This is a genomic window from Thomasclavelia sp. (assembly GCF_047249845.1).
GTDB lineage: Bacteria > Bacillota_I > Bacilli_A > Erysipelotrichales > Coprobacillaceae > Thomasclavelia.
The window spans coordinates 17,280-30,775 of record NZ_JBKTWO010000015.1 but is presented as its reverse complement, the minus strand read 5'-3'; the positions used below and the strand labels follow the sequence as shown (position 1 = coordinate 30,775).

Genomic DNA, 13,496 nt, shown 5'->3' with positions numbered 1-13,496 from the left:
GCCAGAAACAGTTGACAATATAACTATATAGTTATATAATATAAGTGTAAGGTAAGAGATGGGGCAGAACATCAAGGAGGAAGAAAAATGGGAAAAGAAGTTTATGAGGTAATCTTGAGTAGTGATAAAGAATCATTCAACACAATATCTGATGCAATAGATATGTTTAATTATCTAAAATCTCAATGTTATCATGATTATGAAAATGGTAAAAATATCAATTGTAGAGTTGTTTTAAATGAATTGATTAACAGTAATTTTTGTCAAATTGATGAATATGACTATGAGATTTATAAAAATAATAAAGAATGGGAACAAATAACAGAACAACAACTTAAAGAGTTGATTGGTCAAGAGTGGGATTATGAAGATGTAATATGTGCATTTTATACAGACAAACAAGTCATTGCTAAAAAATCAGAAAACAAAGGATATGATTATATTGCATATATAAATGAACCATTTGGGATTCAATACTTGTTTAGCGTAGATAAAAACAAGATTATAACTGATATATGGACATATGAATATTAAAGTTTAATTACTATTGACATTTAAAGATTTGAAAAGGAGAAATAAAATGGATGCAAGATTAAAAGAATTATTAGAAAAAGAAATATTAACAGAAGATGAAGTTGAATTTGTTGAAGAGCATGAAGAAATTGTTGGGGTTGAAATAATGGGATACTCTGGTAGATACCCATCATATAATTATTTCAGTGTCAAAACAGTGGATGGTCAAGAATTTGATGTGTACTGTAAATATTAAGGTGGTAAAATGGTTAGAATTTTAGCAAAAGATCGTATAGGAACAACGGTCAAAGGATTTAAAATCTTAGATTACAAGCGTGAAAATGGACGGACTTATTTTTATTCAGTCTGTCCAATTTGTCACAATAAAAAGTGGATGCGTTCTGACACTTTGAATAATCCGAAAGTAGTAAGCTGTGGTTGCTATAACAAAGAGAATAATTATAAAAAAGGAATAGACATCACTAATCATTCATTTGGACGATTGACCGCAATTAAACCAACAGAAGACCGTGATAAATATAATGGCTCTGTTATATGGTTATGTAAATGTAACTGTGGGAAAATGTTATATGTAAGTCAGTCTAGATTAGTGAAAGGTGAGATTGAAAGTTGTGGATGCTTGCAAAAAGAAACAATGAGTAATAACATGAAGAAAGCAAGTGCTAAACGTAATGAATTTAGAATAAACGATACTGATATTAAAGCGTTGGAACGTTCTAAAAAAAATCCTCACAGTGGGGTTACATATGACAAACCAAGAGGAATGTGGAAAGCAACAATAACATTTAAAAAAAAGATTTATTATTTAGGTAGGTATCACAGTTTTAGTGAAGCATTAAAAGTTAGAAAAGTCGCAGAACAGGCTTTGTTTGACGATTTTCTCGAATGGTATTATAATGAATTTAATGATAAAGAAGTAAAGGATGATAATAATGGCAACCAAAGCACAAGTTAAGGCAAGCAATCAGTACGATAAAAAAAACACAACCAGCGTACTTGTAAAGCTGAATAAAAACACTGATAAAGATATTATAGAACATTTACAAAATGTAACCCCTAGCAAAATGGGATACATAAAAAAATTGATTAGAGAGGATATGCAAAACAAACATAAAGAAATTACCTAGATCATTTAGACCTAGGCTTTTTTTTGTTGAATTATTTACATAAATTTACAAAAAAAGTATTGACAATATAACTATATATTTTTATAATATAGGTGTAAGGTAAGAAAGGGAGTTAAAAAACTCATAGGGATAAGGAAAATGAAAGTAAATAGATCACAATTATTCAAAAACGCTTGGAAATGTATTAAAAAATGGGGTGTTAGTTTAAGCAAAGCTTTAAAAATGGCTTGGGCTATGGCTAAAAAAGAAGCTCAAATAAGAGCTTATTATGGAATTAGTGAATGCTATGATTTTGAATTCAAATTATGGCAAAATTACGGTAAAACAAGAGCATATTATACAACTAATGGTATGTCTAAATATTGGAACAACAGTAAAATAAATTATGTAGAATTAAGCAATATTTAAAAAGGAGAAAAGAAAAATGGAAAACAAAATTTATGAAGAATTTGTAAAAGAGTTTGATGGAGTATTAAAAGAAGTAGCTAAATTATATGGAGATAAAATAAAAACACTTAGAGAATTGGAAAGACTATTTACAAAAACACAATGCGGGGGACCATTAAGACCTAAAAAAATGGTCGATAATTTATATAACAGTTATAAAAGAAAAGGAGGAGATAATAATATTATTATTAATAAATTTATAGAATTAAGCGATATTGCAGAAAAGTACAATAATTATTCTTACTTTGTAGCACCAAGCTTGGAAACAATATTTTACACACCTTTTTAGTAGTGTTTTAATAACACTATCATTAGATAAGGGGGTGTATAAAAATGATAACTAAAAAATTAAAAACGGTTTTGTTTTTACGTGGTCTTGTGTTTGCGGATTACGCTAGAACTGTCTTTAATGTATAATCCAGAGCATTATAACCTATTAGATGTATACGTAAGTTATGCTTATCCAAACTAATAACAAAAAAAAGCACCAAATAGGTGCTTAAATTATTCAATTTCAACTTTTTCCCAATAACTATATAATAAAGATTGTTTTTTTGGACTATCCCATGCGCGAACATAAGATACCATATCAATCAAATTTTTATTTTCATCATATAAACTATAATATTTATCATTCAGTATCATACCGCTTTTTTTATCTTCTTGTTCTTCTTCGTCTTCTACATAGTTTAAATTATTTAATAGTTCTTTTCCTTTTTTGAAGATTAAATCATTTAATTCATCTAAGTTTATTTTGTTCATCTTTTATACTCCTTTATTTTATTTAAAGAAATATATTCAATTTTATATTAAGTTTTACATTTTCCATCCTTTCTCGAAACATTATATATTTAATAGATAAGAGTTTGCAACAACTTTAATAAGTTACTCATTAATGATTAAAGTAGTCAAAATGGTAGTCAAAACAAAAAATAAACTTCTAAGATTATTGATACATAAGAGGTTTTAGAGATTTATAAACACAGACTCTTAATCAGAGGGTCCACGGTTCGAGACCGTGAGGGGAGACCATTTAAAAGCAAGAGGTTCCGATAAATCGGGGCTTTTTTTATTTATGAATAACCCCATGCACGCAATCGTTAAAAATTTTGTTTAATCCCTTTTTTTATGTTTATTATCAACACGTGTATATAAAATTATTGTTGTATTGAAACTACTGTGTTCCATTAATTCCTGGGTTGTTTTATATTTACACCTCAATTAACAAGACAAGTAGCAAAGATGCGATAACATATATAAATGTCCTTTTTCTTAATTAGCTATTTTCTTTACATCTTGTCTTAATGTTGGGATTTATATTATTACTATTAACATCATATACAACTTTGTTATATGTGTTTTCGCTAAACTATTGAACTATAATATCTTTTAAAACATTAGTTAGAGAAATAATTGCATTGGAACTTTTAAATTTCATTCGAGCCTTCCTTTTTTAATCCTTTATAAACTTAACAAAAATTTCAATATACTCCAAACTTTTGGATTTGAATCTTGAGACAGATTAATTATTACCCCGATTTGATTTTGAAGCTTTATAATCAAGTTTAGATTTTTGATTTAATGTATAATATCTTCCCGATTCTTTTTCAAAATAGTATAATATTTCTTTGTCTCATAAATTGTATTTGCCTGATATTGAGAACTTCCTATATCTAAAGATTCATTATATACTTCATTAAAAGTCTTTTTAGAAGTTATTGTTAGTTATCTTTTTTTATTTTTTTAGGTACTTTATATTTTTGGACTTTTTGTTACAAAACTAATTTTATAGTGTTTTATTGTTATAGTATTTTCTTTATATGTAAAATTAATCTCATAAACAATGGCGTGAACTTAAGATATACGAAATATTTTAAATACACGTTTTTATTATGTGATGATCAATGTTACATTTTCATATTATAGTTACTAAAGAAAGTGCGACATATATTTATTAGAAATTGACTGTTTTTTAATTAAATAATACCATATAGCGTCTATACCAAATAAAAGAGAATAACATAAAGTAATAATAAAAGGAGGGATTTAAATGAATACATTAAGTGATTTAAAGTATATTGATTCATATAATGCAGTAATAGGTGCTTTTGTTGCGTTTTTGAGTTTTATTTTTGGGGAGCATTGGATTTTATTTGCTTTATTTTTGTTATTCAATGTCATTGATCTTATAACTGGATGGATGAAAGCAGTAATGACTAATAAAGTAAATTCAGTAACTGGTTTTAAAGGAGTATTAAAAAAGTTGGGTTATTGGTTGATGGTTTTGATTGCTTTTTTAGCTTCAGTTACATTTGTAGAAATCGGAAAAACTTTAGGTATTGATTTAGGTGTGACTAGACTGTTAGGGTGGTTTGTTTTAGCATCTTTAACTATAAATGAACTTAGAAGTATTGTAGAAAACTTTGTAGAAGCTGGATATAATGTTCCGGCAGTATTGACAAAAGGGTTAGAAGTAGCCAATAAATTAGTAAATCAAAAAGAACAGAAATAATTATAAATATCGTTAATTAAGACAAAAAAATTTTTAAAATCGTAAAATAAAAAAATATGATATAAACAGAATAATTTAGAAATATCAGTAATTTAAGATAATGATTTCAATGAAAAATTAAAAAATGTATTGCAATATGTATTTAAACATGATATTATATATAGGCAGTTGAGGAAACGGAGACATACTCAAGAGGCTGAAGAGGCGCCCCTGCTAAGGGTGTAGGTCGGGAAACTGGCGCGAGGGTTCAAATCCCTCTGTCTCCGCCATTTAAATGGTCTGGTAGTTCAGTTGGTTAGAATGCCGCCCTGTCACGGCGGAGGTCGCGGGTTCGAGTCCCGTCCAGACCGCCAATAAGTATATTACAACTCTTTGAAGGGTTGTTTTTTTTGTTTATATACGATATTTCTTGTTAGTAATTAAATAATGCAGTAATATGAAGTTAGAAGGTTTATATAGGGATAAATATGAATGAATTTTTATTATTGAGACCACTTTTACTAATTAGATTTGGAATTTTATATATTGTAAATAAGGGGGCATTACAACGTGCTGCCTATTTTTCACAATGTTTGGAAAAAAGGTCAGTATATTAGGTATATCAGATTTTAAATATTATGATTTTATTTATTTATATTTTCTCAATGTTAAAATAGATTTTTTCAGGTAGTTTTATTTTGGACTATATATGTGGTATTGTTATAATATTTCAAGTTGTTATCCTGTTATAGGAAAGATGGTGTATTGAAAGTTTTGGAAGTGAGTATTTAGAATATATGAATAAGATTAGACGTTATATTTGATAATTGTAAATAATAATTGAAGCTCTTAATATTATTTGTTTGGTGTATTATTAAAAGATTAAAAATCATTAGAAGGGAGTAATCCGATGATTGAACCATTATATTTTAAAACACGTGATGATTTTAGAAAGTGGTTGATAGAAAATTGTTCAACAAGTGAAGGGGTTTGGCTAGGTTTTGGAAAAACTAAGGAAGTAGAAACACTAAAAGCAAATGAAGCACTTGAGGAGGCACTTTGCTTTGGATGGATCGATGATGTAATGAAACGTATTGATGATAAATCATACATGAAATATTTTTCAGTACGTAGAAAAAATAGCAAGTGGTCTCAAAAAAATAAATCTCTTGCAATTAGTTTAGAAAAACAAGGATTAATGGGCAATCTTGGTCGAGTTAAAATTAATGAAGCAAGAGAAAATGGGCAGTGGGATAATGCTAGCAAACCTTCTAATATTACAGATAAACAAATTGAAACGTTGATGGAATTATTAAAAGAATATAAAAGTGCTTATGATAATTTTCAAAATATGTCGTTATCAGTTAAAAGGACATATACTAGAGCTTATTTAGATGCTAAAACGGAGAATGGACGCACTAAACGATTAACATGGATTATTGATCGCTTAAAAAAGAACTTAAAACCAATGTGATATATTATTTAATAAATACTAAGTTAACTATAAGGAGATTGTTTATGGAATTTGATCAAAGAAAAGAAATCGATGAGGCTATTGAGGCTGTTAATTATACTTTAGATCATTTAATAGAAGCGCAGAAATATTTACGTGGTGCTGGTAATTGGGGTGTTTTTGATATGTTGGGAGGCGGTTTTTTTGCCACAATGATAAAACATGGAAAAATGGATGATGCAAAGGAAGCTTTGATGATGGCTAAAGACTCAATTAAGAACTTAAAAAAAGAACTTCTTGATGTCAATGAAGTTATTGATGTAGATTTAGAAATTGATGATTTTTTAAAGCTTGCTGATTATTTTTTTGATGGAATTGTTGCTGATTGGATGGTTCAATCAAAAATTAAAGAGGCTCAAATACAAGTTGATCAAGCGGTTGAAAAGTTAGAAGAGATAAAAGCTTGTTTAAAAGCAATTGTTTGCTAAAATGAGATATATGGTTATATAGTAATTGATTAGGAGGTGTAAATATGTTTGAAAGAATGTTGGATAAAAATAATAAACCATCATGGGAGGAGTTTTTTTCTTATTGTGGAAGATGCAAAAAATTGTTAATTGACTTAGATGCTTTTATAATGAGTATAGATGGATTAGATAAATTAATAAGGTTTCCTTATGGTAATAATTATGGATGGGGGATAAAGTATTATAAAAAGAATAGACATATTTGTGATATATTTGCTGAAAAAGAAGCTTTTACTATTATGATTAGATTGAGTGATGAACAGTTTGAAAAGCTTTATCCAGATATGTCAATTTATACAAAAGAACTAATTGATAATAGGTATCCTTGTGGTAATGGGGGATGGATTCATTACCAAGTGAAATCAATAGAATATTTAACAGATATTAAAACTTTATTACAAATGAAAATAAATAATAAAAAAGATTAATTAATGAATCAGAAAACTTGCTTAAAAAAGTGAGAATCTGATTTTTTATTTAAAATAAGATAAATTTTATATCGATACACTGTGCATATATTTAAGTAAGAAAAAACTACTTTTTCAGTAGTTTAAATTAAATGTCTTTTTTATTAATATAAGCATGCATAATTGCAATCATTGTTTTAGAATCGAAAATTTCACCACATACAACTTTTTGATATGCTTCATCTATATCCATAGTGATAACTTCAATTTCTTCATCTTCATCACAGTTGAGTGGATCTTCGACTTTGAAAACATCTTTAGCTTCATATACATATAACCATTCATCACTATAGCCTGGTGTCGGTAAAAATTTAGCGATTTGACTAATGCTTTTAGCACTGTATCCAGTTTCTTCTTCTAGTTCTCGTAAAGCACAAATCTTAGTATCTTCATCTAATTCTAGTTTGCCAGCGGGAATTTCTAAAGTATCAGTTGCGTTAGGATAACGATACTGTTTTACTAGTAGAATTTTATTATCAACAACTGCTAAAACCCCTACCCCGCCATTGTGTCTTACTACTTCTCTAAATGCTTCATTACCATTTTCACATTTTACAGTATCTTTGTAGACTTTAATAATTTTACCATCATAAATTAAATGGCTATCTATTTTCTTTTCCATAGTTTCACCTCAGTTGAATTATAACAAAAAAAGTATGCGGGGGTGCATACTTTTTTTATATTATTTCACGTAAGGGTGATAATAGGGGGTATGTAAAGCGAAATATCTTCACTTGACAATGTCATTATAGCATCCAAACCAATAAATGTAAAGGGTTTCATTAAAATAAGTAGGTATTTATTATAAAATTTGGTATAATGATTAGCGGTGATATAGATGAAGGAGCTTAGAATAACTGAAAATGATGCTAATCAGAGAATTGATAAATATTTAAAGAAATTATTAGTTAATGCACCAACTAATTTTATTTATAAAATGTTTCGAAAAAAAGATATTAAGGTTAATGGAAAAAAAGTAGATGAAAAATATATATTAAAAAATAATGATCTTGTTGAATTGTTTTTGTATGAAGATAAATTTCAAGAATTTACGACTGTAAAAAATGTATATCAAGTAGCTAAGACTTTTAAAGTTCTTTATGAAGATAAACATGTTTTAATAGTAGATAAACCGGTTGGATTACTTGTACATGAAGATGTTAATGAAAGTATCAATACTTTAACTAATCAGGTTTTAAGTTATCTGGTTGAGAAAAATGAGCTGGATTTAAGTCGTGAAAATACTTTTATGCCTGGGCCAGTACATCGTTTAGATCGTAATACTAGTGGTATTGTGATTTTTGGTAAAACATTGGCGGCATTACAAATATTGAATGAGATGATCAAACAAAGACATTGTATAAAAAAAACATATTTGACAATTTGTAAAGGAAGGCTAAACCAAAAACGTAATCTTAAAGGTTATATAGTAAAACTTGAAGATAAGGCACAAGTAAAATTGGTTAATAAAAATTATCCTGGTGCATTAACGATGGAAACGCTAGTTGAGCCAATAAAATCTAATCATGATTATAGTTTAGTAGAGGTAACTTTAGTAACAGGGCGAATGCATCAAATTAGAGTGCATCTTGCAAGTATTGATCATCCGATTATTGGAGATCGTAAATATGGAGATTTTGAACTTAATAAGTGTATGAAAAAACAATTTGGATTAAATAATCAGCTTTTACATGCTTATAAAATAAAATTTGTTAAGACATTTGGGGTATTGGATTATTTGCAAGATAAAGAAATCGTTTGTTTTGAGCCTGAGCTGTTTAAAAAAATAGAAAAAAGTTTATTCTAGATATCTTTTATTAGACTTATCTTTATTGTATAATTATCTATATATGTGCAGGAGGAATAAAATGAAATATTATATTGGAATTGATTTAGGTGGAACAAATGTTCGTACCTTACTGGTGGATGAAAATGGGATAACATATAGTGAGGTAAAGGATAATACAGAAAGAGAAAATGGACCTGATTATGTGTGTGCTAAAATTATCAAACAAATTGAAAGCTTAGATATGTTTGCTTGTGGTGGGTTAAAGGGAGTTAGTGGAATTGGAATTGGTGTACCAGGACCTGTGGATACAGTAAAAGGAACAATGATCATGGCTACTAATTTACCTGGTTTTGAAAATTATCCAATCTGTGATAAATTATCAGACCATTTTAATTTACCTGTATTTATTGATAATGATGCTAATGTAGCTGGATTAGCGGAAGCTTTATTAGGGGCAGGGAAAGATTATCCTACTTGTTATTATGTGACTGTTTCTACAGGAATTGGTGGAGCTTTTATTGTTGATGGTAAGTTGATATCTGGTGGACGAGGACATGCCGGTGAAATAGGAAATATTATTGTTAAAAATAATGGCTATAAATTTGGAGCATTAAATCCTGGGGCTGCTGAAGGAGAAACTAGTGGTACGGCAATCACTAGAAAAGGTAAAGAGTTATTAGGTGAAGATAAGGTGAATCATGCGGGGGATGTTTTTAAATTAGCTAGTGAGGGTAATTTAAAGGCACAAAGTATTGTTGAAGAATGTGTATCACAGCTGGCTACTTTATTTGCTAATATTGCGCATACAGTGGATCCTCATTGTTTTATAATAGGTGGAGGAGTAATGAAATCTAGAGAATATTTCTATGATAAATTAGTTGAACAGTTTAATTCAAAAATTCATGTTGGGATGCGAGGATATATTCCCTTATTAGCAACTAAACTTGAAGATTGTGGAGCTATTGGAGCTGCGATGTTACCAATGTCAAGACTTGGTTAGAAAGGATTAATTTCCTTTTCTTTTTTTTATAGAAATGTTATTATATGCAAGTGAGGTGACAAGAATGTCAAAAAGAGTAGTATTAGGATTAAGTGGTGGTGTTGATTCGGCAGTTGCTGCTTATTTGTTAAAAGAACAGGGCTATGAAGTAATTGGTGTTTTTATGCGTAATTGGGATAGTCAGCTTAATAATGATATTTTAGGTAATCCAACTAATGATAATGATATCTGTCCTCAAGAACAAGATTTTAATGATGCTAAGGCAGTAGCGAAGTGTTTGGGGATTGAAATAAAGAGAGTAGATTTTATCAAAGAATATTGGGATCATGTTTTTACGTATTTTTTAGATGAATATCGAAAAGGGAGAACTCCTAATCCAGATATTTTATGTAATAAACATATTAAATTCAAAGCATTTTTAGATTTTGCTAAAACCTTAAAGGCTGATTATATAGCTACTGGACATTATGCTCGAGTAGTTCATCATGAAGGCGAAGATTCGCTCATGCTTAAAGGGATTGATAATAATAAAGATCAGACCTATTTTTTATGTCAATTAAATCAACAGCAGTTGCAAAATTCTTTATTTCCTTTAGGTGAAATTGATAAAAAAGAAGTTCGGCGATTAGCACATGAATTAAACCTTCCAGTTGCTGATAAAAAAGATAGTACGGGAATCTGTTTTATTGGGGAACGCGATTTTAAAGAATTTCTCCAAAATTATATTCCTGCTTTACCTGGGAAAATGGTAGATATAGAAACTGGGGATATAATTGGTGAACATTCTGGGATAATGTATTACACGATTGGTCAAAGAAAAGGTCTAGGGATTGGTGGTCCTGGAGCGGCATGGTTTGTTGTGGGTAAAGATTATGATAAAAATATTTTATATATTTGTCAGGGTGATCAAAAGGACTGGTTGTATTCATCTGGTGCTTTAATTAGTGATGTCAATTGGATTGCTACCAATAAACCAATAGATAAAATTTCATGTAATGCTAAATTTAGATACCGTCAAAAAGATAATCCAATTCAGTTAGAATTTGTTGATGAAAACACTGTATATTTAACTTTTGACAAACCCGTTAAAGCAGTAACTCCAGGTCAGGCAGCTGTTTTTTATGATGGTGATATCTGTTTGGGAGGAGGAACAATCGAAACCGTTTATAAAGATGGTAAACCGATTGATTATTTATAATGATTGAGTATACTGGTTATATTAGGAAGATTCGTTTTTATAACGAATCTTCTAATTATATTGTAGCTTTAATAGAGGTTGAACAAGAAGATAAGCTTATAACAATGAATGGATATATGAATAATTTTAATGATTATGATAAGTATTTATTTATTGGAGAATATGAAGTTCACCCTAAGTATGGTAAACAGTTTAAACTAAATGAATATCGAATTGTTTTAGCTAAAGAAAGTGATGAAATAGTTAAATATTTATCTAGTCCATTATTTAAAGGAATTGGTAAAAAATTAGCTCAACAGATAGTTGATAGTTTAGGGGAAGAATGTCTATCTAAAATCAAAGCAGATAAACATAGTTTAGATGTGGTTATTGGAATGACCGAGAAACGCCGTGATACAATCTATGATACTTTGACTAGTGGTGATTATGATCAAGAAGTAATGCAGTTTTTTATGGGACATGGAATAAGTTTAAAAAATCTAGGATTGATTCAAGCTTATTATCAGGAAAAAACACTAGATATATTACAACATAATCCCTATCAATTAGTTGAGGATATTGATGGAATCGGGTTTAAAACAGCTGATGAATTAGCTTTAAAAACTGGTGGTTCATTAGATAATCCTAATCGTATCAAAGCAGGGATAGTTTATAGTATCAAGCAATATGGTTTTAATACTGGTAGTACATATTGTTTAATTGATGAGATAATAAATATGTTTAGTAAAATTATTTATAATCTTGATGAATCGGTTTTTTATGATTATTTAGAAGAATTGATAGATGAAGGTTTAGTTGTAAAAGAAGATGAACGATATTATTATCATGAAATGTATAAAGCTGAAAAAAATATTGCAGAATATTTAAAAGTTCGGATTAATCGTCCCGAAGAAATTTTCGATGAAGATAAAGTTGAATTTTTATTAAGTAATTATGAAAAAAAACAGGGGATTATTTATGCTGAAAAACAAAAAGAAGCCCTTAATTATTTTTTAAAATCTTCAGTAATGATTTTAACTGGAGGACCAGGAACAGGGAAAACAACAATTGTTCAAGCATTATTAAAAATTTATTCAACTTTATATCCAGAGGATCGAATTGGCTTAGTTGCTCCTACTGGAAGAGCTGCCAAACGATTAACTGAGTTAACAGGGATTCCTGCTTGTACAATACATCGCTTATTAAAATGGGATCTACATAGTAATACATTTGCAATGAATAGTACAAATCCTTTAGATATAGATGTTTTAATAATTGATGAGTTTTCAATGGTCGATTGTTTGCTTTTAAGTAAGTTATTTGATGCAGGAAGAAAAATTAATAAAATCTTATTTATTGGCGATTATCATCAGCTGCCATCGGTTGCACCAGGTAATGTTTTACAGGATCTAATGGAGTCTAGCGTAAAAATGATAGAATTAGATGAGATTTTTAGGCAGGCTAAAGATTCTGGAATTATTCAATTAGCTCATCATATTATTGATGGACAAATCGAAGATATGGAAATATTTAATCAATATCGGGATATAAACTTCTTTACCTGTTTAAACTATGATGTCGTTAAAAATGTTAAAACAATTGTTAAAAAGGCGATAAGTGAAGGGTATGATGTAAATGATATCCAAGTATTAGTGCCTATGTATCAGGGGGTAGCTGGTATTGATGCTTTAAATGATGCTTTGCAAGATGTTTTTAATCCTAGGAGTGATTTTACAGAGAGTTATAAAATAGGACGGATTGAATATCGGGTTGGTGATAAAATTTTGCAATTAAAAAATCGTCCTGATGATGATGTTTTTAATGGTGATATTGGTACTTTGATAGAAATTTGTCGTAAAGATAATTTTGAATATTTGCAAGATACTTTAATTGTTGATTTTGATGGGAATATTGTTGAATATACTTCACAAAATTTTAATACTATTACACATGCTTATTGCATGTCAATTCATAAATCACAAGGAAATGAATTTAAAATTGTAATTATGGCGGTATTGTCAGATTATTATGTAATGTTAAGAAGAAATCTATTATATACAGCTATAACTCGTGCAAAACAATCTCTTTTTATTTTGGGTAATTCTAAAGCTTTTATGCATGGTTTAAAGAATTATCAGGATGGCCGACGTAAAACAACTTTGAAAATACGATTTGAATCTGATGAAGAATTAAATGTGTATGATTTTATGGAATAATGACAAACTATACTGAGGTGAGATTATGTTGGCAAGAAATAAATTACTGATTGGCTTAACCGTTGCTTCACTAATGATTTTATTTAGTGAATGCGAATGTGTTGAAGATATGATGGATAATTTAAAAGCAAAGATGTAAAGATGAGACTTGAAAAATAGTTTTCAATAGTTTATAATTTGATAAATCGTTGAAAAAGAAGAGTACTATAAAGATGTTTTATAGAGATAGTATGGCAGGTGAAAATACTAATCATGTTTATAGGAAAGC

At 28.9% G+C, this 13,496-nt stretch carries 16 protein-coding genes, 2 tRNA genes and 1 other annotated feature (1 of these 19 only partly in view); of the genes, 16 read left to right on the top strand and 2 right to left on the bottom strand.

Going from position 1 to position 13,496, the window contains the following annotated elements; all coding sequences use genetic code 11:
• The first annotated feature begins 87 nt into the window (after positions 1-87).
• From ACLR9T_RS05720 to ACLR9T_RS05695, 6 genes are all read left to right on the top strand, one after another.
• Entirely contained in the window at positions 88-534 is a 447-nt protein-coding gene (locus tag ACLR9T_RS05720) for a hypothetical protein (RefSeq protein ID WP_413108570.1), read from the top strand.
• A gap of 46 nt (positions 535-580) precedes the next feature.
• On the top strand, positions 581-769 hold the full coding sequence (locus ACLR9T_RS05715) for a hypothetical protein (protein ID WP_413108569.1): 189 nt from the start codon (positions 581-583) through the stop codon (positions 767-769).
• Positions 770-778: 9 nt separating this feature from the next.
• The gene (locus ACLR9T_RS05710; RefSeq protein ID WP_413108568.1) at positions 779-1,489 is read left to right on the top strand and encodes an AP2 domain-containing protein; all 711 of its coding nucleotides are present in this window, start codon (positions 779-781) and stop codon (positions 1,487-1,489) included.
• Positions 1,467-1,661, top strand: coding sequence for a hypothetical protein (locus ACLR9T_RS05705; protein ID WP_413108567.1), 195 nt, complete (start codon positions 1,467-1,469; stop codon positions 1,659-1,661). The genes ACLR9T_RS05710 and ACLR9T_RS05705 overlap by 23 nt, the downstream gene beginning before the upstream one ends.
• Positions 1,662-1,799: 138 nt before the next feature.
• Positions 1,800-2,069, top strand: a complete 270-nt coding sequence (locus ACLR9T_RS05700) for a hypothetical protein (protein WP_413108566.1) — start codon at positions 1,800-1,802, stop codon at positions 2,067-2,069.
• 16 nt (positions 2,070-2,085) lie between these two features.
• A complete protein-coding gene (locus tag ACLR9T_RS05695) occupies positions 2,086-2,397 on the top strand; it encodes a hypothetical protein (protein ID WP_413108565.1) in 312 nt (103 codons plus the stop codon).
• A gap of 215 nt (positions 2,398-2,612) precedes the next feature.
• Here the strand turns inward: ACLR9T_RS05695 and ACLR9T_RS05690 are convergent, their stop codons facing one another.
• On the bottom strand, positions 2,613-2,870 hold the full coding sequence (locus tag ACLR9T_RS05690; RefSeq protein ID WP_413108564.1) for a hypothetical protein: 258 nt from the start codon (positions 2,868-2,870) through the stop codon (positions 2,613-2,615).
• A gap of 1,288 nt (positions 2,871-4,158) precedes the next feature.
• On the opposite strand from ACLR9T_RS05690, the gene ACLR9T_RS05685 reads away from it, so the two are divergent.
• From ACLR9T_RS05685 to ACLR9T_RS05660, 6 genes are all read left to right on the top strand, one after another.
• Complete coding sequence (locus ACLR9T_RS05685) at positions 4,159-4,620, top strand: holin family protein (RefSeq protein WP_413108563.1); 462 nt, start codon at positions 4,159-4,161, stop codon at positions 4,618-4,620.
• A gap of 178 nt (positions 4,621-4,798) precedes the next feature.
• Positions 4,799-4,889, top strand: a tRNA-Ser gene (locus tag ACLR9T_RS05680).
• A gap of 7 nt (positions 4,890-4,896) precedes the next feature.
• Positions 4,897-4,973 (top strand) — tRNA-Asp (locus ACLR9T_RS05675).
• Positions 4,974-5,509: 536 nt separating this feature from the next.
• On the top strand, positions 5,510-6,073 hold the full coding sequence (locus tag ACLR9T_RS05670; protein ID WP_413108562.1) for a YdeI/OmpD-associated family protein: 564 nt from the start codon (positions 5,510-5,512) through the stop codon (positions 6,071-6,073).
• Positions 6,074-6,117: 44 nt separating this feature from the next.
• Positions 6,118-6,540: a hypothetical protein gene (locus ACLR9T_RS05665; RefSeq protein ID WP_413108561.1), complete on the top strand. Its 423-nt coding sequence runs from the start codon at positions 6,118-6,120 to the stop codon at positions 6,538-6,540.
• Positions 6,541-6,584: 44 nt separating this feature from the next.
• Complete coding sequence (locus ACLR9T_RS05660) at positions 6,585-7,007, top strand: DUF3788 domain-containing protein (protein WP_413108560.1); 423 nt, start codon at positions 6,585-6,587, stop codon at positions 7,005-7,007.
• 127 nt (positions 7,008-7,134) lie between these two features.
• Here the strand turns inward: ACLR9T_RS05660 and ACLR9T_RS05655 are convergent, their stop codons facing one another.
• A complete protein-coding gene (locus tag ACLR9T_RS05655; RefSeq protein ID WP_413108559.1) occupies positions 7,135-7,668 on the bottom strand; it encodes an NUDIX hydrolase in 534 nt (177 codons plus the stop codon).
• Between the two features lie 216 nt (positions 7,669-7,884).
• Here ACLR9T_RS05655 and ACLR9T_RS05650 point away from each other — a divergent pair, with 216 nt between their 5' ends.
• The 4 genes from ACLR9T_RS05650 to ACLR9T_RS05635 all read left to right on the top strand — a co-directional run bounded on the left by ACLR9T_RS05650 (position 7,885) and on the right by ACLR9T_RS05635 (position 13,228).
• The gene (locus ACLR9T_RS05650) at positions 7,885-8,853 is read left to right on the top strand and encodes an RluA family pseudouridine synthase (protein WP_413108558.1); all 969 of its coding nucleotides are present in this window, start codon (positions 7,885-7,887) and stop codon (positions 8,851-8,853) included.
• 61 nt (positions 8,854-8,914) lie between these two features.
• The gene (locus ACLR9T_RS05645; RefSeq protein ID WP_413108557.1) at positions 8,915-9,835 is read left to right on the top strand and encodes an ROK family protein; all 921 of its coding nucleotides are present in this window, start codon (positions 8,915-8,917) and stop codon (positions 9,833-9,835) included.
• A gap of 64 nt (positions 9,836-9,899) precedes the next feature.
• Positions 9,900-11,033 (top strand): tRNA 2-thiouridine(34) synthase MnmA, encoded by a 1,134-nt coding sequence (gene mnmA / locus ACLR9T_RS05640; protein ID WP_413108556.1) that lies wholly within the window; start codon positions 9,900-9,902, stop codon positions 11,031-11,033.
• On the top strand, positions 11,033-13,228 hold the full coding sequence (locus tag ACLR9T_RS05635) for an ATP-dependent RecD-like DNA helicase (RefSeq protein ID WP_413108555.1): 2,196 nt from the start codon (positions 11,033-11,035) through the stop codon (positions 13,226-13,228). Before mnmA ends, ACLR9T_RS05635 begins: the two co-directional genes overlap by 1 nt.
• Before the next feature lie 179 nt (positions 13,229-13,407).
• Positions 13,408-13,496: a binding site (T-box leader), on the top strand (it continues 109 nt past the right edge of the window).